This is a genomic window from Methylophilales bacterium, assembly GCA_019823025.1.
Lineage (GTDB): Bacteria > Pseudomonadota > Gammaproteobacteria > Burkholderiales > Methylophilaceae > BACL14.
In genome coordinates, this window is the sequence record CP081940.1 from 1,112,158 (window position 1) to 1,137,491 (window position 25,334).

Below are 25,334 nucleotides of genomic sequence, written 5' to 3' on the forward strand. Positions count from 1 at the left end.
AGAACATAATGATAAATTATTTTTGTTAATAATTGAAGTTTCTTTTGAAGTGACATGAGTAGCCGTTAGGGTTTTTGCTAAGGTATTTTTGATGAGATTCCTCAGCAGGATAAAATTTATCAAAAGCAACTATTTCAGTCATAACTTTTCGATCCCAATGCTTTGACGCATCAACTTTTTTAATTACATTTTCAGCTGTAGCCTTTTGGCTGTCTGAGGTATAAAAGATGGATGATCGATACTGTGTTCCAATATCATTTCCTTGTTGATTAGGTGTTGTCGGATTGTGAAGCTTGAAAAATTCTAGAAGTAAGCTTTCGAAAGAGAGTTGATCTTGATCAAACTTAATCATGATAGTCTCTGCATGTCCGGTATTACCTGAAGATACTTCGTTATAAGTAACATCATCAACATGACCTCCAGAAAACCCTACAACTGTTTCTTGTATGCCTTTGATTTGACCAATTAGGTTTTCAAGTCCCCAATAGCAACCCCCCGCAATGTATGATGTTTCTAGATTCACTTTATTTAATCCTTAATATAAAATTTACAGACAACCTTGTGTTAATTTAATTTACTTTATATTGTAATATTAAATAAATTATTTTAAAAAAAAGGAATATAAGAATGTCTGTATCTATGCATGAAATATCAGTCCCCATGTTTATTAATATGCTTGAAAACCTATCTTCAATTTTAAAAAAAGCAGAGCGACATGCCGAAAAAAGAAAAATTGATAAAGAGATATTTATTAATGCGCGCTTGATTGCAGATATGAGGCCACTAACGAGTCAAATTCAAATTGGAACAGATATGATTCGGTTGGGATTGGGTAGATTGGCAAAAGTTAAAGCTCCCTCATATAAAGATAACGAAAAAACATTTACTGATTTAATCAAGAGAATTAGTAAGACGATTAATTTTTTAAAGAAAATTAATCCAAAAAAGATGGAAGGCTCTGAAAATATGGAGATAAATTTTGCAATCAGAAGTAATGAATTTAAATTTAAATCAGGTAAAGACTACTTAACCAAATGGATGATCCCTCACTTCTTCTTTCATGTCACGACCGCCTACGATATTTTAAGATCAAATGGTGTTAATCTAGGTAAAAGAGACTACATAAAATTTTAGTTAGGGAATAAAAATAATGAAATCAATTGATAATATTTTGAATGCAATTATGAGTAATTTTTACCACCTAGCACCATGGCTCCTCCGACTGGGACTAGGCACCTCCTTTATATTTCATGGACTAAGCAAATTTCCCCTACCCCCACAAAAGTTGATTGACTATTTTGGCTTCTCAGCCGAACTTGCTTCTTTTGTTGCCATTTCTGAGTTGGGGGCTGGCATTTTATTAATCCTCGGTGGTTTTTTAAAAGGCCATGTTGGTAATTTAGTAACTCGATTTGCTGCTGGGGTCATTGTCATTGTCATGACATTTGCATTTACATTGGCTCATAGTGATTGGTTTATTACACCTAAATTATTTATGAGTGAACAGATATTTTTGATGATTATAGGCCTATATTTTTTTATAAAAGGGAATAATTAATTTTTTTTCTTAGATCCAAAAAGTGACACTACTCTGCTTATCATTACTGCGAGAAACATAACACCCATCATTGCCTCAGTGATTGACCACATTTTCGCAGTATATGAAACGGGCGTAATATCTCCATATCCTAATGTAGTTAAAGTTGTAAAACTAAAATAAATCATATCAATAGACACCATTTCTGGATTGAAATTTCTAATATCAAATGAGTCAGGGTCAATCATTAATAAAAACATAAAGAGTAAATACCAAAAAATTCCAACTAGAACGTAAATTGATATAGCCGAACTAATTATGTGGGAATCTATTATTTTTGTTTTAAATATCTCTCTAAACAATTCAACTATCGTGATGCTCACAATTAAGATTTTTAAAAAATACTGAGATACGCTCTGGTTGTTATCAAAAAATAAAATATTAATCAATATAATGATTAACGAAGCGACTGTGACCTTAAATAATTTGGAGTCATGTTGATGAAGAAAAACACTGAAAATTAGGATGATTAAAAAAAGTATTTCAAGATTAACTATTGAAAGCAATCCATAATCGAAGGCAACAGGACCTATAAAAAAAACTAAAATAATTGATGCTAAAAGATAATGATTGGCAAATTTCATGAGCTAATTTTAGCTTAAATATGCATATAAGGTAAGAATCAAAGTCGGAGGGTTATGTGTAGGTCTAAGAAATCTCAACTTAATTTGTCATCAGCAATATGATACTTGGGGTCCTCAAGCACATTTAACTCCACCATGCTTTTAGCGCTGTCAAGAACTTCCATACAATCAGGGCTCAGGTGTACTAAATGTAATTTTTTCCCCATAGATTTATATTTATTAGCTAATGCATCAATAGCCATGATTGCACTATGATCTGCGACCTTTGATTGTTTAAAATCGATAATCACTTCATTTGGATCATCTTTAATTTTAAACAAATCATTAAAACTTTTCACAGAAGCAAAAAAGAGTGTGCCCTTTAACTCATAAATTTTCCAACCTATTTTATTTTTAGAGGTAGCTACCTCTATAATTTTTGCATGCTCCCATGCAAAAACCAAAGCTGAGACTATGACACCTAAAATTACAGCAATTGCTAAATCTGCAATGATAGTGACTGCGCCAACAAGCAGGCCGACAAATATATCTTTCTTAGGGACTTTTCCAAACAGTCGTAAACTTCCCCATTCAAAAGTTTTCTCTGCTACAACAAACATAACGCCTATTAAAGCTGCAAGGGGAATCATTTCAATCCACTGGGAAAGAAATAAAACAAAAGAAGCTAAAAATATCGCTGTTGCAATTCCTGATAAACGTTTTACAGCTCCATTATTGATATTAATCATGCTTTGCCCAATCATTGCACAACCTCCCATACCCCCAAAAAAACCAGTCACAATATTAGCAAACCCTTGTGCTAAGGATTCCTTATTTGGCCTTCCTCTTGTATCTGTCATATCGTCAATTAAATTGAGCGTAAGAAGTGTTTCAATTAAACCAATTGCTGCTAAAAGCAACGCATATGGCAGTGTGATAGTGATGGTCTCAAGAGTCAAAGGCACTAACGGAAAATTAAATTCTGGAATTCCACCTGCAATTGATCCTAAGTCCCCAACTGTCTTAGTATCTATTGAAAAGAAATAAACGGTACCCGTAATGAAGATTATAGCAGCGAGAGTGGATGGAATAATTTTTGTGAGTTTAGGAAAAAGATAAATAATTGCCACGGTTAAAAAAATAAGCCCAGCCATAGCATAAAGGGTAGCGCCACTCATCCATACAGACAAGCCTTCATCATTAAGAATTTTAAAGTGATTAAATTGTGCAAGAAAGATGACAACAGCTAGTCCGTTTACAAAACCAAGCATAACTGGGTAGGGCACCATACGAATAAATTTACCCAATTTAAATAAGGCAAATATAATTTGTAATAAGCCCATTAAAATTACTGTAAGAAATAGATACTCTGGTCCATGCTGGACAACTAATGAAACCATTACAACTGCTAAGGCTCCTGTTGCACCCGAAACCATACCAGGCCGTCCACCAAATACTGAAGTAATGAAACAAACTAGGATAGCTGCATATAATCCGGTAAGTGGTGAAACTTGCGCAATCAGTGCAAATGCAATTGCTTCTGGAACCATTGCCAAAGCAACAGTGAGACCACTTAATAAGTTAGTTTTTACTTCAGGTAAATTTTGCATAGACAGAGACTTTTGGTGAATTAGTGTTCGGGTAAATTAAAAGGTAGTCAATCTAACACAATTCTCTCTATTCAAGATATCTAATTAACTTTGATCATTAATTCATTTCGTCTAAAAAACGGCAATGTCCATGGAGGGTTATACCTGGCAATTTTTATCTCACCTGAGGTCTTAAGTTTTTTTTCTTTAATAAATTGATTAAGTAATTTTTCTTTCTCTAGGTAACTAGATTCTCTAACAAGACCAGAAAAAACAATTACAGCATATTTCTCTTTTGGTAAGCTAAGAATTTTTATGCTTTTATTATTTGGCTTAGGCAGTGTTTCCAATGTGAATTCATTCGGCATAATAAAAGATACGATCCAGTTATTGTCGCTCCCCTCATTCAAAACAGGCTTAGTCATATTAATTTTTTGAGGTAATGGCTCCATCTCAACAGGGGCGGTCATTTCAATTCTTGAGTTCCCATCGGTACTGGTATTATTACCAAATATATAGTCGGCTAGGATCTTAAAGCCTTTTGATGATGCATCATCAAAATCACCAAAAACTTCTACTTGCGCAATAATTTTGGGAGAATATTCTCTAATCTCAAATTTATCTTCTTTTAGGATAAGCTTAAATTCTGGTTCATCAGTTGCCATAATTGAATTTGACATAAGTATAAAAATATATAAAAGGTATGAAAATTTCATTTTGTATATGATTGATTTTTCAGTGAATAGTGGCGGAGAGCGAGGGATTCGAACCCTCGATACAGGTTTACCCCGTATGCTTCCTTAGCAGGGAAGTGCTTTCGACCACTCAGCCAGCTCTCCTAATTTTCGTAACAATACTCTTATATTTTATCTAAATCAAAAGCTTTATGAAGAGCATTTACAGCCTTATCCAATGATTTTTCTTCAAGGATAACTGATATCTTTATTTCACTTGTCGAGATAGTACTAATATTTACACCTTCTTCAGCAAGCGTTCTAAACATTTTACTTGCTACACCCACATGAGATCTCATACCAACTCCAATTATTGAGAGTTTAGCAATTTTATCGTCTCCCTTAACCTCTCGTGCTTTTATATGATCTTTTACTTTTTCATTTAAAATTTTTAAGGTCCTCTTTAAATCATTTTTTTGAACAGTGAAAGTAAAATCAGTAAGTCCATCTTGACCAAGGTTCTGAATGATTACATCCACATCAATTTTTGCCTCTGCAATTGGCCCTAGAATTTGATATGCGATACCTGGCATATCTGGTACGCCGAGAATATTAACTTCAGCCTCATCTCTATTAAAAGCAATACCTGAAATAATTGGATCTTCCATATTCTTTTTTTCCTCAAAATTAATTTCTGTACCTTCATTGTTTGGTGAAAAGCTTGATAAAACTCTTAGCTTAACTTTATATTTACCTGCAAATTCAACTGACCTTGTTTGTAGAACTTTTGAGCCTAGGCTAGCCATTTCTAACATCTCTTCGAAGTTTATTGATTTAATTTTTTTTGCCTCAGGAACCACTCTAGGGTCAGTGGTATAAATACCATCTACATCCGTGTATATCTGACATTCTTCAGCTTTAAGAGCTGCCGCAAGTGCGACAGCAGTCGTATCAGAGCCACCACGACCTAAAGTGGTGATATTGCCTTCTTTATCTACACCTTGGAAGCCTGCTACCACCGCAATAAAACCATTTTTTAAATCTTTCTTAAGATTTGTATCTTCAATATTTACAATCCTAGCCTTGCTATGCGCGTTATCTGTTTCAATTTTTACTTGGTGGCCAGAGTAACTTTTTGCTTTAAATCCCAAATTAATCAATGATAAAGACATAAGACCACTCGTTACTTGTTCACCAGTTGAAACAATAGAGTCATATTCCCTCAACTCAGGACTTGGCATCATTTCCTCACATAGTTTTATTAATTTATTTGTTTCTCCCGACATTGCAGAAACAACAATGACGACTTGATGGCCCTGGTTGAAAGTTTTAATAGCAATATTAGCTGCCGCCTTAATCCTTTCAGGGTTAGCAACTGATGTACCACCAAATTTTTGTACGATGATGCTCATTTATATAGACTCTTTAACTGCTAAGGTTTGTTTGAACGAGTTTGAACGCTTCTTGGACTAGTTTTGTATTTGTTCCACCTGCCATTGCCATATTTTTCCTACCCCCGCCTTTGCCTCCCACTTTTTCACCAAGTGTTTTAGCAATGGATCCTGCATCAATTTTATCTGTTAGGTTATCCGTAACGCCCACAGCAAAAATTACATTAGAATCCTTCACTGAGGCTAATATTATAACTGCTGTTTTAAGTTTTAGCTTCAATTTATCAATCATATTTCTCAATTCATTAGGCCCTTGATTATCAATTACTTGGCTTAAGTATTCAAAATTATTTATTTTTGATGTTTTTGAAAGCATCTCATCAGTTTGATTCAATGCTAATTCTGATTTTAGTTGGTTTTGTTTTTTTTCGTTCTCTTTAAGTTGTGAAAGTAGTGAAGATACCTTTGTCGGTATTTCTGATGGTTTAGTGTTCAGGTCTTTGGAGACTTTGGTTAATATTTCTTCTTGATCATTTAAAAATTTAATGAGATTAAGTCCAGTAACTCCTTCAATTCTTCTAACGCCCGAAGCAACGCCTGTTTCAGAATAGATTTTAAAAAGGCCAATATCGCCTGTATTACTTACGTGAGTTCCCCCACATAGCTCGATACTATTTCCAATATTTAATACGCGAACTTCTAGATCATATTTTTCCCCAAAAAGCATTAATGCGCCTGATTCTTTTGCCTTATCAATTGACATCATTTCTGTAGTGGTCACTTTATTAGTCAAAATTTCATTATTAACAATAGATTCTATTTCTTGAATTTCATCTTTTGAAATAGGCTTTGTATGAGAAAAATCAAAGCGTGTTTTAAGGTTATCTACGAGAGAACCTTTTTGTTCAACATGGTCACCCAAAACAATTTTTAATGCCTTATGAAGCAGATGGGTGACAGAATGATTTCGCTTTATATCATTTCTCCTATGTTCATCTATCAATGCCTCAACTTGTTCATTACATTTCAAGGAGCCAGATTCAAGAACTCCAATATGACCAAATACGTTTTTTTTTATTTTTATTGTATCTTGCACATAAAATTTCCCCTTTTTAGTTTTAATGCAGCCACTATCACCAACCTGTCCTCCTGATTCAGCATAAAAGGGAGATTTATCTAAAATAAGGATTGCTTCATCACCTTCTTTTAGTTCTTTAAGTTCGTTACTGTCTTTAAACATTGCTACAATTTTTGAAGAAGAATAGGTATCGATATAACCTAAAAATTCTGTATCTGTGCCTGTGTAAGGTAACGTTTTAGTTGTATTAAACTTACCAGATTCACGTGCCATTGTTTTTTGAGATTTCATGGATACCTCAAAAGCCTCAGTATCAATTTCAATTTTATTTTCTCTACAAATATCGGCAGTAAGATCAAGTGGAAATCCATAGGTATCATGCAACTTAAAAGCAACCTCACCACTTAGTATCGATACATCTTTTTTCTTAGTATCACTTATTGCCTGATCAAGAATAGACATCCCTTTTTCAATTGTGATGAAGAAACGCTCTTCCTCTAATAAGATTTCATTTGAAATTAATTTTCTTTTATCGAGAGATATATCTTTATCATCATCCATTAGCTTTAAGATAAGTGGTACGAGTTTATGAAAGAATGGCTTATTACAGCCAAGCTTATAACCATGCCTAATGGCTCTTCGGATAATTCTTCTTAGAACGTAACCTCTTCCCTCATTTGCAGGCAACACCCCATCTTTAATAAGATAAGTAGCTGTTCTTATATGATCAGCAATTACTTTAAGTGAGTTATTCTCAAGATCTTTTGTGTTTGTAATTTTGCCAATTTCAGCGATAAGCGCTTTAAATAAATCAATTTCATAGTTTGAGTGGACATTTTGGAGTATTGCAGAGATTCTCTCTAAGCCCATCCCAGTATCTACAGATGGCTTCGGAAGAAGATGCATTTTACCTTGTTCATCGCGATTGTACTGCATGAAAACTAAATTCCAAATCTCAATGAAGCGATCTCCATTTTCATCTTTTGAGCCTGGAGGACCACCAAAGTAATCTTTTCCATGGTCATAAAAAATTTCACTACACGGACCACAAGGACCAGTGTCGCCCATCATCCAAAAATTATCTGAGGCATACTTACCTCCGTTGTTATCTCCAATTAAAATGATTTTTTCTTTAGGTAAGCCTATTTCTTTTGACCAGATTTCTAGCGCCTCTCTATCTTCTTCATAAACGGTGACCAATAATTTTTCTTTTGGAATTTTATAGACCTCTGTCAAAAGCTCCCATGCGTATGAGATTGCTTCTTTTTTAAAGTAATCCCCAAAGCTGAAGTTACCAAGCATTTCAAAAAAAGTTAAATGCCTTGCTGTATAACCAACATTTTCTAAATCATTATGTTTTCCACCTGCTCGAACACAGCGTTGACTAGAGGTTGCTCTTTGATAACTTTTTTTATCAATACCTAGAAAAATCTCTTTGAATTGATTCATACCTGCATTGGTGAAAAGAAGGGTAGGGTCATCTTGAGGGACCAAGCTTGATGAAGAGACAACTTCATGTCCCTTAGCAGCAAAGAAATCTAAAAATTGTTTCCTGATTTCTTTTTCGGATAAAATATTTTTGTTATTCAAAATTCTTCCCAGATAGAATCTTATGTATTATTTCTATGTTTATACCTCTTCCCTGGAGAAACCTAATTTGTTTATTTCTTTCCTCTTGTGAATGGGGAATAGCATCAAATTTTTTTGACCAGATTTTTTTTGCAAGCGAATAATTCTCTGATTTAATTTTGACTAGTTCACCATTAATAATAGTCTCGTCCACACCTCGCATTTTTAGTTCATACCTAATTTTTTCTAACCCATATTTGTTCTTTTTTGAAAAAATAAATTGCTCCGTAAATCTTTGATCTGACAACCAATCTTTGCTCTCAAGCTCGTTAAGTATATTTTTTACAGTTTGTGTCTCAAGCTCAAGCTCTTGCGCGAAGGTATTTATTTTTTTTTGTAACTCTAAGCGGGAGTATTCTCTTTTACCCAAATAATATAAAGCTCTTTTTTTAAGTAAGATAATATTTTTTTCGGTACTATTTTTCAGATTCTGCATCATCCTCAGGCACTGCATCCTCGATTTCAATTTCAGCAGATATACTAGATTTATCTCTTACTTGGTTTTCAATATCTTTTGATGTTTCGAGGTTGCCTTTGAGAAATTCTCGCACGTTATCTTTGCCCTGACCAATTTTCTCACCATTATAGCTATACCATGAACCAGATTTTTCTATAATATTTAATTTAACAGCTTGGTCAATAATCTCACCCTCTAGAGAAATTCCCTCACCATACAGCATATCAAATTCGGCTTTCCTAAATGGAGGAGCCACTTTATTTTTAACTACCTTGACTCTAGTTTCAGCACCGATAATTTCATCATCTTTTTTTATTGCACCAATTCTTCTGATATCAAGCCTTACAGATGCATAAAACTTAAGTGCATTACCACCTGTTGTGGTTTCTGGGTTTCCGAACATAACACCAATTTTCATTCTTAATTGGTTAATAAAAATTACCATGGTGTTTGTTTTTTTGATGTTGCTTGTTAATTTTCTTAATGCCTGTGACATTAACCTAGCTTGTAATCCCATATGTGAATCACCCATATCACCCTCGATTTCAGCGCGTGGAGTTAATGCTGCAACTGAATCGACAACCACAATATCAACTGAGCCACTTCTGACAAGCATATCCGCTATTTCAAGTGCTTGTTCACCGGTATCTGGTTGTGAGACTAATAATTCTTCAATATTAACGCCAAGCTTTGCTGCATATTGGATATCAAGTGCATGCTCGGCATCTATAAATGCTGCTGTTCCTCCTACTTTTTGCATTTGAGCGATTACTGAAAGCGTTAACGATGTCTTTCCAGATGATTCTGGACCATATATTTCGATGACTCGCCCTCGAGGTAAACCACCAATTCCTAAGGCTATATCGAGCCCCAAAGACCCGGTAGATATAGATTGGATGTCCTCAACAACTGAAGTATCATCCATTCGCATTACCGATCCTTTACCGTATTGTTTATCTATTTGCGCGAGAGCTGCATCCAGGGCTTTTCTTTTATTGTCATCCATTGAATATTTACCTTTGGTTAGTGTTTTCTAAATTAGTTTTTATTATTTCATACTTGTTGTTATAACGTAAGGTTCAACAGTTTATTTAATACGAAAAGAACCGATTCTTTTCTAATTGTCACTCTTGAACCTGTAAAATCTGACTTATGTTCTAAAATTACCTTTTTTTGGTTTGCGATTGAAAAATAAACAGTTCCAACAGGTTTAGCTAATGACCCTCCATCAGGACCCGCAATGCCTGTGATACTAATACCAAGAGATGCCTCACTATTTTTCAGAGCCCCCATAGACATTTCATTGGCAACTTCTTGACTCACAGCTCCAAAATTTTCCAGAGTCTCTCCTTGCACTCCCAAAGAGTTAATTTTTGAATTATTACTATAAGTGACAAACCCCCTATCAAACCATTTTGAGCTTCCAGCTTCTTGAGTTAATAATGAAGATAGAAGACCCCCCGTACAAGACTCGGCAGTCACTAACAATATATCTCTATCTAAACACTGGTGTGCTAATTTTTGAACGAGATTTATATGTTTTCTAGAAAACATATAGGTTAAATAAAATTATTATTAATGCAGAATATATTGCTGCTGCAATATCATCAATCATTATTCCAAAGCCATCCTCAAATTTTTTTTCAAGAATATTGATGGGAAATGGTTTTAAGATATCGAAAAATCTAAATAGTAAAAAACAAAAAAATAATGTAACCACATCAGGTTGCAAATAAATTAATAGTGCGAGAAAGGCAACAATTTCATCAATAACGATACAAGAGGGGTCTTTCATTTTCATGATGAGGCAGGTTTTGTTTGATACGTAAATACCAATAAAAAAAAGAGTGATCACAAAAAAGTAATCATAATATTGAGGAAGGAGTTGAGAAAAATAAAATAATGGTATCGCTATTAACGTTCCAAATGTTCCGGGTGCAAATTTTGCTAAGCCCGACCCAAAGCCTAATGCAATAAATGTAGATTCGTTTTTAAAGAGTAAATTATCCTTTTTCAAAGTGTGCAAAGCCTTTTTTTAGTTTGATCTCTATACCATTATCACTTATACGGAGTTTTTTATCTTTAATAATAGTACCCACCCTTGAGAGGCTTAAATTATTTTTTATGACCAACTTTTCAATTTTTAATCTCATATCTTTTGAGGCGGTTAATATTGTTTGGTAGTCGTCACCACCATAGAGGGCTAAATCCTCTCGCCCTGTTTTTTTTATCCATTTATTAATAGGCATCTCTTTTAAATTGATCTCTGCCCCCACCTTTGATGCCCTTAAAATATGATTTAGGTCAGCTACAAAACCATCTGAAATATCTATGGCCGAGTTACAAAAAGGTTTAATTTTGTCGATAGTAAATTTGTTAAGCATTGGTTTTTCTAATGCCTTTATGGAATTTTTTGCAATCCCTTTGGGGGCTTCTATTTTCTTCTTAATAATTTTTAAACCTAATGCGGGAAGACCAAGATCTCCTGTGACCCATATATCATCCTCAATTTTTGCATTCGACCTTAGTAGGACACTATTTTTGTTTACATCACCCAAGACGGTTACATTGATTGATAAGGGACCCCTTGTGGTATCTCCACCGATAAGCTCTACATTAAATTCTTTGCAACACTCAAAGAAGCCTTTTGAAAATTGTTTTAACCAATCACTGTTTGCTTTTGGCATCGCTATAGCAAGCAATGCAAACATCGGAGATGCCCCCATAGCTAAAATATCAGAAACATTAACTGCCATCACCTTCCATCCAATTTTATATGGATCGGTAGCTGCCATGAAGTGAATATCTTTATTCAGCGTATCCGTTGAGATAGCCCATAAATTATCATCATCTTTTTTAAATAATGCAGCATCATCGCCAATACCTTTGTATGCTTTGATATTTTTTTTAAAAAAGAATTTATTAATAATTTCAAATTCTGTTTGCATCTTTACTTCTTTTTTGGTCGAAAAGATTTTACAAATTCCTCATTTGTTTCAATATATGGACCACCAATTAAATCTAAACAATAGGGAATTGCAGCAAAGATACCATGTGTTTTTATGTTATTTTCTTTATCTTTTACCCCCTCAAGAGTTTCAACTATCGCCTTAGGTTGCCCGGGGAGATTTACAATAAGTGTTTTTTTTCTAATCACAGCTACCTGCCTTGATAAGATTGCAGTAGGAACAAAATTTAAACTAATCTGACGCATTTGTTCACCAAACCCTGACATTTCTTTGTCGGCGATAGACAAAGTCACCTCTGGTGTAATATCCCTTTCAGCTGGACCCGTCCCACCTGTTGTTAATATTAGTGCACACTCTTTGTGATCACAATAATCAATTAATGTATCTTTAATTTTAGAGAACTCATCTGGGATGACTAATGATTCAGTTTGGTAATCATTTTTTATTGTTTTTTTTAACCAAGCCTCTAGCTCTGGAATGCCTTTATCTTCATAAACACCTGATGACGCTCGATCACTAATTGATATTAAGCCAATTTTAATGAATTTTTGTAGCATGAATGTGTCAATTTGGTTAAATAAATTATAATATTATCATTTTCAAGGGAGCCTCATGTACAAATCATACTTAAACACTTTTATTGCAGCAGTTTTCTTTTTCTCTACCAATCTTATTGCTGAAGAAAACTTATTTGAGAAAAACTATGTTTTACAGAGTCCTGAAGGCTTTAAGTCATTTGAGCAGTCGCCAGACACCAAAATAATGAGAGGTTGGGATAAAGATACTGATAATGTGATGATGCTTGAGAATGGTTATGATTTTATGGGATTCTCAGGGTTTGTTAGTACTAACATTCCTCCAAGCGTTGCTCTTGAACATGGGAAAAAAATAAAAGCAGATTTAATTTTAATTTATGACAGACAAATTAATGAGGGTGATAGAGCATCACAATTTAAAAAGGCTAGAAGAAAGGCGATAGAAGAAAAAAGAGTTAAAGATTTTGGCAAGGTAACTGAAATAGAAATTACAGAAGAAGATTTAGTTGATCCAAATGTAATGTATGATTTTTATGCTTCTTACTGGGTTAAATTACCCAAACCAACCTTTGGAACGCATTTTATTGAGCTTGGTAAAGGTGAGAATAGGGAAAATGCTGAAGGAGTTCAGGTCATTGCTGTCATCAAAGGCTCAGCTGCAGCCAAAGCAGGAATACTTAGGAATGACAGTATTACCTCTATCAATGGTCAAAAAGTTACAACACCTGATGAACTTATTTCGTTAATAAGAAAAAACAAGGGCTCTGATATTGATGTAGGCTATATTAGAAATGGTAAATCTTCAGTAACTGTGGCCAGTATATAAATTACTTACAAGGTTTCTTTAATAAACTGAAAAAGCTCTTTTTGAAATTTTTTAGAACTTCCTTTTTTTACTTCTCTCTGAGTATTGAGGATAAGCTTTCTCAGTTTTTGTATATCAATACCAGGGAATAAATTAACAAAATCTGTGAGATTTGAGATATCACCCAATAGTTTATCTCTCCAATCCTCTACCTTATGAAATTTTTTAATCTCGGTTTGGGATTCAAACTTTAACTGATCAACGAATCGTTGAGCATCTGTCAAGTCTATAGCTCTCAGTAATTTAGACAAATATAGGCTTTGTCTTTTTTGGGCCGAATTTTTTTTTAATTTTTTAAGCTCTTTTATAGCCTCATGAACGTTTTCAGGTAATTCAATCTGGCTTATTTGTTTATCAGTTAACCCTACTAAAATTTTTCCAAATGCATGAATGTCTTTAGCTTCATTTTTTAAAACAGTTTTGCTTTTAAAGTCATCTGTTATGTCAGTCATAGAAATTTAATACCAAATCTTGAATTTGATTATGTATCATATCACTTTAATAATTTTCAAAAATTGAATGATAAAAATACTTAATTATTCGCAAGATGATTTATATGAGTTAGCGAGGTATGTTAATAAGCAGGCTAAAGCTAAAGGGGCTTCTGAGTCAGACGTTGAAATTGATGTGGATGCTGGAACTTCAGTCTCAGTGAGATTAAAAGAGCTTGAATCAATCTCTTTAAATAATGATAAAAGTTTATCGATTACAGTATATTTTGGAAAAAAAAGAGGCGTTGCAACAACTTCAGATTTTAGTAAAGAGGCTATTGAATCATGCTTGGCAGCAGCATGTGATATTGCTAAATTCACCGGTGAAGATGAAGCCTTTGGGCTAGCAAGCCCAAAATTATTTCCAAAAGAAGAAATTGAGCTTGATCTATATCATCCTTTTGGGGATTCACAAGATGCTATGATTGCCAAGGCTTTAGTTGCTGAAAAAGCCGCATTATCATTTGATAAAAGAATAAATAATTCTGAAGGTGCAAATTTTAGTACATCTAATAATTTATTTGTTCAGGCAAACTCAAATGGATTTATTGGGGGCTTCCCATCTTCGCGGCATACGATAAGCTGTTCTGTTATTGCAAAAGATAATTCTGGAATGCAAAGAGACTTTAGCTATAGCAATGCACGCAAAATTTCCAATTTACAATCTTTAGATGAGATTGGCGAATCTTCAGCTCAAAGAGCAATAAATCGTCTTATGCCTAAGCCAATCAAGACAGGCCGTTATCCTGTAATTTTTGAATCTCAGGTTGCAACCTCTCTCATATCGTCAATTGTTTCTGCATCCTCAGGGACAAATCAATACCGTAAAACCTCTTTTTTGTTAAATTCACTTGACAAGAAAATTGCCTCAGAACATCTCACGATTAATGAGGACCCATTTTTAAAGCATGGAAACGCAACAACATATTTTGATGGAGAAGGAGTTTACGTTAAGCCAAGAGTTGTTGTTGATAAAGGTTTTTTAAAGGGTTACTTCCTGTCTTCATATAGTGCAAGAAGATTAAAAATGGAAACAACGGGTAATGCTGGAGGGGCACATAACTTAATAGCGAATTCGTCAAACCTTAGCCTTGATGAGTTAATAAAAAAGATGGGTAGGGGTTTGGTGGTAACCGAATTAATGGGACAAGGTTTGAACATAGTGACTGGTCATTATTCAAGGGGTGTTGCTGGTTTTTGGGTTGAAGAGGGCGCTATCGTTCATCCTGTTGAAGAGATTACAATTGCTGGAAATATGAGGGATATGTTGCTAAATATTTCAAATATTGGAAATGATACATATAAAAATAGCTCTCAGTACATTGGATCTGTATTAATAGATGAAATGACTATTGCTTCTGGTAAATAAATCTAGAGGGAGGAAACTAGGTGAGATGCTAGAGGGCGTTGACTAGTCTTATTTTCTTTAATAAAATTTAAATTCTCAAAGTGCGACAATGAATCGCTTTCAGTTTGATTTTGATTCTTTGATGTATCAACGGCATCATCTGTAAGATAATCAAATGTATCATCCTCAGATAAATAGTCTAAATATTTATCGTAATCGATCTGGTCTTTACCATTGATCTGAGCATTTCTCATCTGTAACCATGAATCTCTTTGGAATGCATATGGGTCGATTGATGCATCATCCATCAGGTTTGTTGCATCTAAAAGCTGAGCTCTTGTGTTAATAATTTTACCAACATAAAGTGTATTTCTTAATCGCACATTATTAATATAACCAATAGGATCAATGAAAAGTCCATCAACTGCTAAACCAGTTCCATCTCTGAAAGTAGAGGGACCAAAAAGTGGTAGCACTAAGTATGCACTGTCACGCCATCCATAACGTGCAAGTGTTGTACCAAAATCTTGTTTGTTACGATCTGTATAGTTATTCACATTAGTTGAAGATACGTCAATGAAGCCGAGCATGCCGATGGTTGTATTTACTATAACTCTCCCAGTATCAGTAACTCCTTGTTCAAAATCTAATTGTAAGAAACTATTTACAGCAGTTATGAAATCTGTGATGTTGTTATAGAAATTGTTAATCCCTTTTTTAGCCACATCTGGTGTGATGTAGTTATAACCCATTGCGATAGGCTTGAGAATTGCTCCATCAATCGTATCATTAAATGTGTAAACACCTCGATTAAAGCCTTCATAAGGGTCTTTTGGGTTCTCTTCCGCGCTTATAAAGCATGAAAAAAGAATGAAGGATAGTGCTATTAATTTTGAATTTAATTTATTCCGCATATCCTATGATTATGACATGTTTGTTGCTATTAAGGGACATTTAAATAAGATTAAAATAAGGTATAGACAGATATGTTGTTAATAAACAACAACTATTTGCATGCTTTATACATTGACAATGCCATATCCCTTTGTTTCTTATGGTCAACGATAGGAAATGGGTAGTCGATACCAAGCTTAACAGGAAATGCATCTCTATTTTTTTCAAAATATATCCATGGTTGATGAATTTCTTTACTGGATAGCGGAGCTAATTGTGGAATATATTTTTTTATAAATGAACCATCTTTATCAAATTTTTCTGACTGAAGCACTGGGTTAAATATTCTAAAATAGGGTTGTGAGTCACACCCTGTCGAAGCTGCCCATTGCCAACCACCATTGTTTGCTGAAAAATCAAAATCAATCAGGTTATCTTCGAAATATTTTTCTCCCCATCTCCAATCAATGAGTAAATCCTTAACCAAGAACGAGGAAACAATCATCCTTAAGCGGTTGTGCATATAACCAGTTTGGTTTATTTGTTTCATTGCAGCATCAATGATTGGGAAACCAGTTAAACCATTCCTCCATGCTTCAAATTTTTTTTCATCATTTTCAAATTCTAAGTTTTCGAACTGAATTTTAAATGATTTTTTTTCTGATACTTGGGGGAAATTTGCAATTATTTGAAAATAAAAATCTCTCCAGATTAACTCACTTAACCACGCTGAGGCCCCGTCATTATCTGCTTCAATAGATAATTTTGTGAGATGCCTAATCGATAAAGTTCCGAAGCGATTGTGCACGGATAGATAGGATACTCCTCTAATGGAAGGAAAATTTCGGTTTAGAGAATAATTTTTTATATTTTTATAAAATTTCTCAAGAAGGCTCTTGCCTCCGCTAGTCCCAGTTGGTAAGTCGAGATCTTCTAAATTAGTTTTTTCAAAACCAATCTCCCCTAATGTCGGTAATGCTTTAGAAGTATATTTCGCAAACTTGTCTTTATGATTTTCACAGTTGTATAGTTTAATACCTTGCTCATTTAATTTTTTTAAATGGTTATTTTTATAGGGTGTAAAAACTGTATACGGGTTATTTGATTGCGTTAAAATTTCATCATTTTCAAATAAAACTTGATCTTTAAATGTGAAGGTTGTGACCTTTTTATTTAATAAAATTTTTGAGATTGTTTGATCTCGATTTTGTGCATATTTTTCATAATCCCTGTTTATATATAATGAGTTACATTTATATTCTGAAATCAATTTTGGAATAAGAAATTCTGGGTCACCGATTTCTACGATTAGGTCCGAACCATTTCCATTTAAAGTTTTTTTGATCTCAGCAAGAGATCGCAAAATGAATTCAATTCTTCGATCTTTTTTATTTTTAAGTTTACTTAATATTTGTATATCGAAAATAAATACAGGAAAAACCTGATCAGAATCTTTTAATGCATGAAAAAGTGCAGCATTATCGTAAAGCCTTAAATCTCTTCTAAACCAAATGATAGCGTTCTGATTCATTTTATTCTCGATGATAAGGATGATTACTTAAGATTGCAAAAGCTCTGAATAGTTGCTCAATTAAAATTAATTTAACGGTTTGATGAGGAAGTGTCATTTTAGATAGCGATATGTTTTCCAAACTTCCATGTAATAAATTTTTATCGATGCCATCCGCGCCCCCAATCACAAATATTATCGTAGGAAAATTCTGTAACCAATTGTTTAACTTTGAAGAAAAATTTACCGATGTTAAAGAGACTCCGCCTTCATCTAAGCAAATATATGGGGCCTCTTTAATATGAGTTTTAATTCTAACTGCCTCCTCCTTTTTTTTATTCCCAATAGAGCTAAATTTCTTTTCAGGTTTTATTTCCACCCATTCAATCTTTGTATACTTAGGAAATTTATTTATGTAGTTTTTAATTCCTTCTTGAAGCCAACTATCAAGTTTATTGCCAATGCTGATAATTTTAATTTTCAAGCTTAAAATAGATCCAATATTTTAATTTGACCATAACTCTTCAAGGTTAAAATAAGCTCGGGTTGTTGGTGTCATGATATGGACAATAATGTCTCCGAGGTCAACTAATACCCAATCACCCTCAGTTTCTCCCTCAATCCCCATAACCTCAACCCCAAAAGTACTCATTTTATCTTTAATATTTCTTGCTAGGGCTTTTGTTTGTCTTGTTGAAGATGCACTTGCAATAATCATAAAATCACTAATAGATGTCAATTTTTTAACATCCAGAGACACTATATCAAAAGCTTTTATGTCCTCTAAAGCGGAAATAACATATTTTTTTATACTTAATGTTGAAGCCAAATTTATGCTGCTTGAATTGCAATCGAATTTTTTGTGATAGTCATTTTATTTGATTCATCTAAATAAACTAAGGTAGGGTGATAGGTTTCTAACTCTGATTCGTTGTAATCTGCATAGGTGGCAATAATTAGCTTGTCCCCAGGACTTGCCTTGTGTGCAGCTGCTCCATTAATTGAGATTATTCCTGAGTCTTTTTTAGCTCTAATTGCGTAAGTTATGAACCTTTCTCCATTTGTAATGTTATAAATCGATATTTGTTCATATTCTTTGATATCAGCAGACCTTAGAAGAGATGAATCAATAGCACATGATCCTTCATATTCTAATTCAGAGTGGGTTACAGTTGCTCTATGAAGTTTTGATTTGAGCATGGTTCTTTGCATAAGTGTCTCAATATATCTTTTATGGTTTAAATCGTGACATTATAGTCATATAGTGTCATCTGTGCAAAATTCTATATTATCAATTAATCTCACATCATCGTAATTTGCTGCACCTAAAATTACCAAATTTTTATCATTCTTTGAAGGTTTTGATAAATCAGTTTGTCGTCTTATTTCTACATAGTCAACAGCCCAGCCTAAGCTGGTTAATTTCTTTACGGCAAAAGATTCGGCTTGATTTATATCATTAATTTTTTTTAATTCGACTATTGACTCTTTTAAGGTTTCGAAGAGTGTTGAGGCTATTTTTTTTGCCTCTGACTTTAATAGACTATTTCTAGAGCTCAAGGCGAGTGAATTTTGTTCTCTGACTGTTTCAACTGAATGAAAGTTAATTTTATAATTTTTATCTGAGATAAATTGTTTAATTAGCATGAGTTGCTGGTAATCCTTCTTTCCAAAAAAAACATGATCTGGTTTAAAGAGGCTAAAAAGTTTTTCTATAATCGTGATCACACCATCAAAGTGCCCTGGTCTTGATGCTCCACAGAGTTGCTTGGCTAGTGGCGGCAATGTATATGAAAGCGTTGGATTAGATGGGTAAATATCTTTTTCTGATGGATTAAAAAGAATATCTACTTCTAGTTTATTCAGAATATCGATATCTTTTGTTAGTGTCCTTGGGTAATTTCTCAAATCATTTTGAGAGGTAAATTGTATAGGATTTACAAAAATACTGACGATAATGGTACTTGCATAATGTTTGGCTTTCTTAATCAATGAAATATGTCCAGCATGCAAATTACCCATTGTTGGAATTAATGCTAAATTTTTTTTATTCGCTAAATTCGACTTTACTTCACTTGGATTTTTTAAAATGATCATTAAAGCAGATGAGTTTTTTTTATAAAATCTTGAATAGATTTAAAATTAAAATTTATATAATTATCAGTATTTTTTTTTGGTGGATTCAAAGTATTTGAAATCTTTAAACCAAGTAAATCATACAAAATTTCAACCCTTCCTGCGCATTCATTGGAGGACTTATATGAAATAGTCGGTATCTCCAGCTCAGTTGTAATAGCTTGGCTAACTTCAATATTAAGCATTGACAAAACAATCATAGAGATACCTGCGTTTTGTAGTATTTTTGCGTCTTCTAATAAATCATCTAATTTAAATTTAAACTCTGAAATATTTTTCGTTTGCGGGGTAAAACCAATATGCCCACAAGTAAATATTTCCTCTTTGTTAAGGTGTCTCACGATATCTTCAATTTCCTTTCCGCCCTCCATCTTGACACCATCAGCTCCAGCCTCGATTATTTTTTTAGCATTAATTAATGCAGCCGATTTTGTGCCATAAGAATGTATTGGCATATCAGAAATAATTGGCAAGCTATTTGCTCCATTCTTGACAGCACGTGTGTGGTATAAAATTTCGTTCATTGTGACATTTAAAGTATCCCTTCCTCCTTTAACTCTTGTTCCCAATGAGTCTCCAACAAGTAAGGCATCTACCTCAGTATTAGCAAGCATGGATGCGAATGTGGCATCGTAGCAAGAGATGATTGCTAAATTTTCTTTTTTAATAAGATTTTCTAATTTATTCATAATCGTCAAATGAACTGCGGATTAAAATATTCTCTTATACTTGTGATACCCATAATTCTATCAACCATCATATTCAAAGCTGAGCTATCCTCTAGTAGGTCAATATTTTCATTATTAACAATCAAGACATTAGATTTATGTTGATTATGAAAGTAGTTACTATAAGAAGCTGCGATTTTTTCAAGATATTCAGTTGAAATTTTTTGTTCGTAATTAATATTTCTTTTTTCCACTCTTTTTCTGAGAAGATCTACAGGCGTTTGGAGATAAATAACCAAGTCTGGAACGGGAGCTTTGAGTTGAAGATGTTTATATATTTGTTGATATAACTTAAATTCTTCATCATCTAAATTTAGTCTTGCAAAAATTGGATCTTTTTGTAAGAAAAAATCAGCAACCACACCATTTCTAAAAAAATCTTTTTGTTTTAGTTCTTCTAATTGGTTAGCTCTTTGGAAGAGAAAAAAAAGTTGAGTAGGTAATGAATAGTGTTTCATGTCCTCATAAAATTTAGGCAAAAAAGGATTTCTTTCTGCCTTTTCATTAAAAATAGCAGCTCGGTTTTGATTCGCTAAAAGACCCGCAAGTGTTGATTTACCACATCCAATGGGACCTTCAATAACAATATAAGGATATTTATCAAATATATTCATTTTAGATTTTAACGACCCCTTGGTTCGAAAGGGATTTTAAGATTTTATTTATAGGGCCAATACCAGGGATGTTTAATTTTTGATTGATTTCAAAGAGAGGAATAATAACGAATTGCCTTTGATGCATTCGTGGGTGTGGAACAGTTAATTTTTTTGTTTTCATAATTAAGTTATCAATCAACAAAATATCAAGATCTAGCGTACGTGGTTCATTTAACTCCATCCTTATTCTACCAGCTCGTGTTTCTATATCTTGTAATGCAGCATGCAAATTTTCAGGAGAAATATCTCCCTCTATCTCAATAGCAGCATTTATAAAATCAGGTTGATCAATCTTACCGATAGGTTTAGTTTTATATAGAGAGGATATATGTGTTACTGAAAGATCATCAATGGCATCAATTGAATTGATAGCCTTGTAAATTTGTTCGCTAGGATCATCGAGATTACTCCCAAGGGCAATATAAATTTTAGACATAAATTTTATTTTTAATTAATTTTTTTCTTGTATTTTCATCAGAGGTGACAAATTTCTCCCACCAATGGCTTAAATTTTTGTCAAATTGATCACTTTCTGAACGAATTAACATAAAGTCATATGCAGCTCTGAATCTGGGGTGTGTAAAAAGACGATACACTTTTTTTTGTGTTAAATTTTCAAACCGTATTTGAAGCCTCCATATCTCTGACATAGCAACAAGAAACCTTTTTTGAATAGGGAAAATTTTATTTTGTTTAATAATTACCTTATCAATAGCATCATTTAAAGCAAGCGAACTATGAGAGTAATTTGCTTCATTTTTTTTCCATAACTCAAAGACATCTTGCCATAAAAATACAGAAAAAATAAAACCGGGGCTGATATGTTTATTATTTGCTATTCGCTGGTCGCAATTATCAAGAGCCTTGAAAACAAATCTTTCGAAACTAGGATTAAGAGAGTCCATAGCGGGTAAGTATTTTTTTGTGAGATTATATTCTCTAAAAATTATTAAACTTTTTTTTGCATGACCAGTGAGAAAAAACTTTAAGATTTCATCGAATAATCTTGAGTGAGGTATAGTTTCAAGAAGATTCATTGAGGGCTTAATATGCTTCAATGTATCATTATGAATACCCATATGAAGTTTAGCTGTAAACCTTAATGCTCGAAGAACTCTTATAGGGTCCTCAGCAAACCTTTTCTGAGGATCTCCAATTAACCTTACTATTTTCTTTTTAATATCACCTTTACCATCCAAGGTATCAATTAATTTTTTATTGATAGGATCGTAATAAAGTGCGTTAATCGTAAAATCACGTCGTTTGATATCTTCAGACATTGAACCATATTCATTGTCTTTTAAAATACCATTTTTCATATGAATTTTTTCTGTGGGAGCTGTTCGGAAAGTTGAGACTTCGATGGTTTCTCTATTATAAATAACATGAACTAGTTTAAATCGTCTCCCAATGATCCTTGAATATTTAAAGATTTTTCTTATATCTTCAGGTTTTGCATTAGTTGCAATATCAAAATCTTTTGGGGGGTGATCTAATAAAATATCTCTTATCGCACCACCAACAATATAGGCTTCAAAATCATTTTCTTGAAGCTTAAGTACGATATCAATTGCAGCATCACTAATTAAGTGATGATTTATCTTCGTGGGACTAATTAGTTGATTAATTTTTTTGAAAAATTGAGGAAAAGCTGCTAAGTTCATTTGTTAGATACTAGATATCTTTTTGCCACAAAATATCATCAACATTATTTTCTTTATTGATATACCTAGCCAATACAAAAAGGAAATCAGATAAACGATTAATATATTTTAGTGCGTTTTTATTTACCTCTTCCTTATCATTTAAAAGGAATAGGCTTCTTTCAACCCTTCTGCATACTGTCCGGCCTAAATGACAATAAGAAGCCGCTTTGGAGCCACCCGGCAATATAAAGTCTTTTAGGGGGGGGAGTATATTATTCATTCGGTCGAGCTCTTGTTCAAGAAAGTTGACTTTTTTTAAATCAATTTTTTTATAGTTTGGGATAGATAACTCTCCTCCAATATCAAAAAGATCGTGCTGAATTTTTTTTAAGATATTTGTTTGCGAAACATTTTCTGTAAGAATTAAACCTATAATTGAATTAAGTTCATCAACATTTCCTAAGCATTCAATTCGAGTGCTAAATTTCTCAACACGAGTTCCATCACCGAGTCCAGTTTTACCTTTATCGCCTGTTTTAGTATAAATTTGTGTTAATCTATTCACCATAATTTTAAACTGTATTCTACATTATTCAATTAATTATTTTGTGTTATCTTTTGTAAACTAAATTTTAATTTATGCAAAAAAAACTCCCTTTAGGTATTTTTGATTCAGGTTTTGGAGGATTGTCAGTAGCAAAAAGTATTCATAAGCTTTTACCTCAAGAAGACCTAATATACATTGCAGATTCTGCTTTTTCTCCCTATGGAGACATGAAGGAATCCGACATAATAAAAAGAGCTCTCTTAATATCAGATTTTCTTGTTAATAAAAAAAAATCAAAAGCAATTGTTATTGCTTGTAACACAGCTACGGCATTTTCCGTGAATGTACTTCGTGATAGATTTAATATCCCAATAATTGGAATGGAGCCAGCAGTTAAGCCCGCCCTTAAGGTTACATTAAATAAGATGGTAGGCGTTCTGGCTACAAGTGGTACATCAAAAAGTGCAAAATTTTCTGCTCTTTTAGAAATGTACTCAGGAGACGTAAAATTTTTTGTTCAACCATGCCCAGGACTTGTAAATGCTATAGAAAGAGGAAGTTTTGATGATGCAGAATTATTTGGGTTACTGGAGAAATATCTAGCTAACTTTAAAAAAAATAGTGTTGATACTATTGTCTTAGGCTGCACTCATTTTGTTTATATAAAGCATTTAGTAAAAAAAATTATGGGGGCAAATATTAAGATTGTAGATACGAGCGAAGCAGTAGCAAGACAATTGAGAGTCAAATTAGATGAATTCAATTTGAGGGCAAATTCAAGTGAGCCAGATGAAAAAATGAAGCTCATATTGACTAAACATAAAAATATCCTTCAAGTAATTGATCAATTTCTATCTGGAAGTAATTTAAGTTTTAAATTAGAACGAAGCTGGCATTAGGTTCTTAGCCTAAAAACTTTTCCGCAATAAGGGCAAGCAGCGTCTTTTTTCTTATCCATATTTATATAGACTCTAGGATGCATCGAAAATGAATCAGCATTATTGGGTGGGCAATAAATTGGAAAATCTTTTTTTATGACAAATGTTAATTCTCTAATTTTTTTACTCAACATAGGTTAACCAATCACTATATTTTTTGTTACAACCTTTTACGATATCAAAATATAAAGATTGAAGCTCATGAGTAAGTTTGCCTTTAGTACCAGAACCTATCTTTCTTTTATCTAGTTCTCGAATGGGGGTGACTTCAGCAGCTGTTCCAGTAAAAAACGCTTCGTCCGCAGTATACACCTCATCACGAGTGATATTTTTTTCAATTACCTCTATACCTAAATCTTTGGCGATGATTATTATTGTATCTCTCGTAATACCCTCGAGTGCACTATTTAAACTTGGTGTAACTAACTTACCATTTTTAATTAAGAAGAAATTTTCTCCAGTTCCCTCAGTAACAAACCCTTGCGTGTCAAGCAATAGCGCCTCATCGTAACCATCAGTTTTAGCTTCGTGGTGGGCTAATATTGAATTCATATAGTTACCATTAGCTTTTGCTTTACACATAGTAACGTTTACATGGTGCCTTGAGTAAGAGGAAGTCTTAACCTGTATGCCATTATCAATAGCCTCCTGACCCATATAAGCACCCCACTCCCATGCGGCAACGATTAAATGAGTAGATAGCTTATCTGCTGATATGCCCATTTCCTCTGCGCCATAGAAAGCCATCGGTCTGATATAAGCAGATTTTAAATTGTTTTTAGAGACAGAGTTTTTTTGCGCATCAATAACTTGCGACTTTGAAAAAGGAATTTTCATATTCATAATATGGGCAGAATTAAATAATCTATCCGTATGTTCATTCAATCTGAATATCGCCGGCCCATTTTTTGTTTTATAAGCTCTCACCCCCTCAAAAACACCAAGCCCATAGTGAAGCGTGTGCGTCAAAACATGTGTCTTTGCCTCACGCCAGTCTACAAATTTATCGTCATACCAGATAAACCCATCTTTATTTTCCATTGATTGCGGTATTGCCATAAAAACCCTTTTTTAAATAATTTAATTCAAATT

Annotated in this window: 31 protein-coding genes and 1 tRNA gene; 5 read left to right on the top strand and 27 right to left on the bottom strand. The window is 33.4% G+C overall.

Features of this window, described 5'->3' with window-relative positions; genetic code table 11:
- Positions 1 to 25: 25 nt before the first annotated feature.
- Complete coding sequence (gene msrA, locus K6112_05905; GenBank protein ID QZP17554.1) at positions 26 to 523, bottom strand: peptide-methionine (S)-S-oxide reductase MsrA; 498 nt, start codon at positions 521 to 523, stop codon at positions 26 to 28.
- 104 nt (positions 524 to 627) lie between these two features.
- On the opposite strand from msrA, the gene K6112_05910 reads away from it, so the two are divergent.
- Together K6112_05910 and K6112_05915 are read left to right on the top strand one after the other, a co-directional pair.
- Entirely contained in the window at positions 628 to 1,134 is a 507-nt protein-coding gene (locus K6112_05910; GenBank protein QZP17555.1) for a DUF1993 domain-containing protein, read from the top strand.
- A 16-nt stretch (positions 1,135 to 1,150) separates the two neighbouring features.
- Positions 1,151 to 1,558 (top strand): DoxX family protein, encoded by a 408-nt coding sequence (locus tag K6112_05915; GenBank protein ID QZP17556.1) that lies wholly within the window; start codon positions 1,151 to 1,153, stop codon positions 1,556 to 1,558.
- Here the strand turns inward: K6112_05915 and K6112_05920 are convergent.
- From K6112_05920 to mog, 12 genes are all read right to left on the bottom strand, one after another.
- Complete coding sequence (locus K6112_05920; protein ID QZP17557.1) at positions 1,555 to 2,181, bottom strand: hypothetical protein; 627 nt, start codon at positions 2,179 to 2,181, stop codon at positions 1,555 to 1,557. The genes K6112_05915 and K6112_05920 overlap by 4 nt on opposite strands.
- 74 nt (positions 2,182 to 2,255) lie before the next feature.
- Positions 2,256 to 3,770, bottom strand: a complete 1,515-nt coding sequence (locus K6112_05925; protein QZP17558.1) for a SulP family inorganic anion transporter — start codon at positions 3,768 to 3,770, stop codon at positions 2,256 to 2,258.
- 80 nt (positions 3,771 to 3,850) lie between these two features.
- The gene (locus K6112_05930) at positions 3,851 to 4,465 is read right to left on the bottom strand and encodes a heme-binding protein (protein ID QZP17559.1); all 615 of its coding nucleotides are present in this window, start codon (positions 4,463 to 4,465) and stop codon (positions 3,851 to 3,853) included.
- Positions 4,466 to 4,495: 30 nt separating this feature from the next.
- Positions 4,496 to 4,588 (bottom strand) — tRNA-Ser (locus K6112_05935).
- A gap of 20 nt (positions 4,589 to 4,608) precedes the next feature.
- A complete protein-coding gene (locus K6112_05940; protein ID QZP17560.1) occupies positions 4,609 to 5,835 on the bottom strand; it encodes an aspartate kinase in 1,227 nt (408 codons plus the stop codon).
- Positions 5,836 to 5,848: 13 nt separating this feature from the next.
- Positions 5,849 to 8,467: an alanine--tRNA ligase gene (alaS, locus tag K6112_05945; protein QZP18499.1), complete on the bottom strand. Its 2,619-nt coding sequence runs from the start codon at positions 8,465 to 8,467 to the stop codon at positions 5,849 to 5,851.
- A 7-nt stretch (positions 8,468 to 8,474) separates the two neighbouring features.
- Positions 8,475 to 8,960 carry a RecX family transcriptional regulator gene (locus K6112_05950; protein ID QZP17561.1) on the bottom strand — a complete coding sequence of 162 codons (486 nt, stop codon included), beginning with the start codon at positions 8,958 to 8,960 and terminating at the stop codon, positions 8,475 to 8,477.
- Entirely contained in the window at positions 8,938 to 9,984 is a 1,047-nt protein-coding gene (recA, locus tag K6112_05955) for a recombinase RecA (GenBank protein QZP17562.1), read from the bottom strand. Before recA ends, K6112_05950 begins: the two co-directional genes overlap by 23 nt.
- A 59-nt stretch (positions 9,985 to 10,043) precedes the next feature.
- Complete coding sequence (locus K6112_05960; protein ID QZP17563.1) at positions 10,044 to 10,532, bottom strand: CinA family protein; 489 nt, start codon at positions 10,530 to 10,532, stop codon at positions 10,044 to 10,046.
- Positions 10,522 to 10,995, bottom strand: a complete 474-nt coding sequence (locus tag K6112_05965) for a phosphatidylglycerophosphatase A (GenBank protein ID QZP17564.1) — start codon at positions 10,993 to 10,995, stop codon at positions 10,522 to 10,524. Before K6112_05965 ends, K6112_05960 begins: the two co-directional genes overlap by 11 nt.
- Positions 10,982 to 11,926 carry a thiamine-phosphate kinase gene (thiL, locus tag K6112_05970; GenBank protein ID QZP17565.1) on the bottom strand — a complete coding sequence of 315 codons (945 nt, stop codon included), beginning with the start codon at positions 11,924 to 11,926 and terminating at the stop codon, positions 10,982 to 10,984. The genes K6112_05965 and thiL overlap by 14 nt, the downstream gene beginning before the upstream one ends.
- Before the next feature lie 2 nt (positions 11,927 to 11,928).
- Entirely contained in the window at positions 11,929 to 12,504 is a 576-nt protein-coding gene (gene mog, locus K6112_05975) for a molybdopterin adenylyltransferase (protein QZP17566.1), read from the bottom strand.
- Positions 12,505 to 12,559: 55 nt separating this feature from the next.
- Here mog and K6112_05980 point away from each other — a divergent pair, with 55 nt between their 5' ends.
- The gene (locus K6112_05980) at positions 12,560 to 13,309 is read left to right on the top strand and encodes a PDZ domain-containing protein (GenBank protein ID QZP17567.1); all 750 of its coding nucleotides are present in this window, start codon (positions 12,560 to 12,562) and stop codon (positions 13,307 to 13,309) included.
- 5 nt (positions 13,310 to 13,314) lie between these two features.
- Here K6112_05980 and K6112_05985 read toward each other — a convergent pair whose 3' ends face one another.
- Positions 13,315 to 13,800 (bottom strand): DUF615 domain-containing protein, encoded by a 486-nt coding sequence (locus K6112_05985; protein ID QZP17568.1) that lies wholly within the window; start codon positions 13,798 to 13,800, stop codon positions 13,315 to 13,317.
- Positions 13,801 to 13,867: 67 nt separating this feature from the next.
- Here K6112_05985 and pmbA point away from each other — a divergent pair, with 67 nt between their 5' ends.
- On the top strand, positions 13,868 to 15,208 hold the full coding sequence (gene pmbA / locus K6112_05990) for a metalloprotease PmbA (GenBank protein ID QZP17569.1): 1,341 nt from the start codon (positions 13,868 to 13,870) through the stop codon (positions 15,206 to 15,208).
- 2 nt (positions 15,209 to 15,210) lie between these two features.
- Here pmbA and K6112_05995 read toward each other — a convergent pair whose 3' ends face one another.
- From K6112_05995 to K6112_06045, 11 genes are all read right to left on the bottom strand, one after another.
- On the bottom strand, positions 15,211 to 16,101 hold the full coding sequence (locus K6112_05995; protein QZP17570.1) for a VacJ family lipoprotein: 891 nt from the start codon (positions 16,099 to 16,101) through the stop codon (positions 15,211 to 15,213).
- A gap of 92 nt (positions 16,102 to 16,193) precedes the next feature.
- On the bottom strand, positions 16,194 to 17,612 hold the full coding sequence (locus tag K6112_06000) for a DNA photolyase family protein (protein QZP17571.1): 1,419 nt from the start codon (positions 17,610 to 17,612) through the stop codon (positions 16,194 to 16,196).
- 1 nt (position 17,613) lies between these two features.
- Positions 17,614 to 18,075: a 23S rRNA (pseudouridine(1915)-N(3))-methyltransferase RlmH gene (rlmH, locus tag K6112_06005; GenBank protein QZP17572.1), complete on the bottom strand. Its 462-nt coding sequence runs from the start codon at positions 18,073 to 18,075 to the stop codon at positions 17,614 to 17,616.
- A gap of 21 nt (positions 18,076 to 18,096) precedes the next feature.
- Positions 18,097 to 18,420 carry a ribosome silencing factor gene (rsfS, locus tag K6112_06010; GenBank protein ID QZP17573.1) on the bottom strand — a complete coding sequence of 108 codons (324 nt, stop codon included), beginning with the start codon at positions 18,418 to 18,420 and terminating at the stop codon, positions 18,097 to 18,099.
- A 2-nt stretch (positions 18,421 to 18,422) separates the two neighbouring features.
- A complete protein-coding gene (locus K6112_06015) occupies positions 18,423 to 18,803 on the bottom strand; it encodes an aspartate 1-decarboxylase (protein ID QZP17574.1) in 381 nt (126 codons plus the stop codon).
- Between the two features lie 45 nt (positions 18,804 to 18,848).
- Positions 18,849 to 19,688, bottom strand: coding sequence for a pantoate--beta-alanine ligase (gene panC, locus K6112_06020; protein QZP17575.1), 840 nt, complete (start codon positions 19,686 to 19,688; stop codon positions 18,849 to 18,851).
- Positions 19,688 to 20,416 carry a 3-methyl-2-oxobutanoate hydroxymethyltransferase gene (locus K6112_06025; GenBank protein ID QZP17576.1) on the bottom strand — a complete coding sequence of 243 codons (729 nt, stop codon included), beginning with the start codon at positions 20,414 to 20,416 and terminating at the stop codon, positions 19,688 to 19,690. Before K6112_06025 ends, panC begins: the two co-directional genes overlap by 1 nt.
- Positions 20,417 to 20,421: 5 nt before the next feature.
- Positions 20,422 to 21,069: a deoxynucleoside kinase gene (locus K6112_06030; protein ID QZP17577.1), complete on the bottom strand. Its 648-nt coding sequence runs from the start codon at positions 21,067 to 21,069 to the stop codon at positions 20,422 to 20,424.
- A 1-nt stretch (position 21,070) separates the two neighbouring features.
- Positions 21,071 to 21,547 (bottom strand): 2-amino-4-hydroxy-6-hydroxymethyldihydropteridine diphosphokinase, encoded by a 477-nt coding sequence (gene folK, locus K6112_06035; protein QZP17578.1) that lies wholly within the window; start codon positions 21,545 to 21,547, stop codon positions 21,071 to 21,073.
- Positions 21,540 to 22,775 carry a polynucleotide adenylyltransferase PcnB gene (gene pcnB / locus K6112_06040; protein ID QZP17579.1) on the bottom strand — a complete coding sequence of 412 codons (1,236 nt, stop codon included), beginning with the start codon at positions 22,773 to 22,775 and terminating at the stop codon, positions 21,540 to 21,542. Before pcnB ends, folK begins: the two co-directional genes overlap by 8 nt.
- Before the next feature lie 10 nt (positions 22,776 to 22,785).
- A complete protein-coding gene (locus K6112_06045) occupies positions 22,786 to 23,325 on the bottom strand; it encodes a cob(I)yrinic acid a,c-diamide adenosyltransferase (GenBank protein QZP17580.1) in 540 nt (179 codons plus the stop codon).
- Between the two features lie 71 nt (positions 23,326 to 23,396).
- Here K6112_06045 and murI point away from each other — a divergent pair, with 71 nt between their 5' ends.
- On the top strand, positions 23,397 to 24,203 hold the full coding sequence (gene murI / locus K6112_06050; GenBank protein QZP17581.1) for a glutamate racemase: 807 nt from the start codon (positions 23,397 to 23,399) through the stop codon (positions 24,201 to 24,203).
- Here murI and K6112_06055 read toward each other — a convergent pair.
- Both K6112_06055 and K6112_06060 read right to left on the bottom strand, forming a co-directional pair.
- Positions 24,200 to 24,376 carry a zinc-finger domain-containing protein gene (locus K6112_06055; GenBank protein ID QZP17582.1) on the bottom strand — a complete coding sequence of 59 codons (177 nt, stop codon included), beginning with the start codon at positions 24,374 to 24,376 and terminating at the stop codon, positions 24,200 to 24,202. The genes murI and K6112_06055 overlap by 4 nt on opposite strands.
- Positions 24,366 to 25,301 carry a branched-chain amino acid transaminase gene (locus K6112_06060; GenBank protein QZP17583.1) on the bottom strand — a complete coding sequence of 312 codons (936 nt, stop codon included), beginning with the start codon at positions 25,299 to 25,301 and terminating at the stop codon, positions 24,366 to 24,368. Before K6112_06060 ends, K6112_06055 begins: the two co-directional genes overlap by 11 nt.
- Positions 25,302 to 25,334: the final 33 nt, after the last annotated feature.